Source organism: Paenibacillus sp. 1-18, from assembly GCF_000520755.1.
GTDB classification, from domain to species: Bacteria; Bacillota; Bacilli; order Paenibacillales; family Paenibacillaceae; genus Paenibacillus; species Paenibacillus brasilensis.
Genome location: NZ_ASSB01000326.1, coordinates 1 through 956 on the forward strand (window position 1 = coordinate 1; position 956 = coordinate 956).

Annotated in this window: 1 protein-coding gene; it reads left to right on the forward strand. The window is 51.5% G+C overall.

Annotation, left to right across the window (positions count from 1 at the left end; translation table 11 throughout):
* Positions 1-956, forward strand: a 956-nt coding sequence (locus L693_RS28395; RefSeq protein WP_231503724.1) for a condensation domain-containing protein, incomplete at both ends; no start/stop codon positions are given.

The window sequence follows — 956 nt, forward strand, 5'->3', positions numbered from 1 at the left end:
GATCAGCAAAGCCCGGAAGAAGCGGCCACATACTGGAGCAAGTATTTGGAAGATTACGATCAGCAGACGCTGCTTCCGCAGGAGATTCAGGAGAACCCGCAAAACAAGGCAGCGGGCTATGTGGCGGAAGAACTCGATTGCGACTTGGGCGGGGAACTAACTCGTCGGATGGAATCAATTGCCAAACAGCATCAAGTGACAATTAATACGCTGATGCAGAGCGCTTGGGGCCTTGTTTTGCAAAGATACAACGGCAGCAGGGACGTTGTTTTCGGCAGCGTCGTATCTGGAAGACCGGCAGAAATAACCGGAATCGAAACGATGATCGGTCTGTTTATCAATACGATCCCGGTTCGCATTCGTGCCGAGGAAGGCGCCGCTTTTACAGATGTGCTGAAAGCAACCCAAGAGCTGGCCCTGGCATCGAGCGCTTACGATACGTATCCGCTCTATGAAATTCAAGCGCAAACCGAACAGAAGCAAAGCTTGATTTCCCATATAATGGTATTTGAAAACTATCCTATGGAACAGCAAATCGAGCAGTCAGCCAGCGGTGACGAGGATGCCTTTGAAATTACGAACGTCAGTATGTTCGATCAAACGAGTTATGATTTCAATCTGATCGTCATCCCGGGCGAAGCCATTCGGATTAGCTTCCGCTACAATAGTCTGGTTTACAAGCAAGCAGGTGTTGCGCGGATGCAGGGGCATTTCATGCATGTGCTGGAGCAAATTACAGCCAATCCGAACTTGCCTGTGAGCGAGCTTGAACTGGCTACTCAGGAAGAAATGGCCCAGATTCTGGAGCAATTCAACGCGACCGCGGCTGACTATCCGAAGGATAAAACGATCCATCAGATGTTTGAGGAGCAAGCGGAGCGGACGCCGGAGCAGACGGCGGTTGTATTTGGGGAAAGCCGGCTCACGTACCGCGAGCTGAACGAGCGGGCGAACCG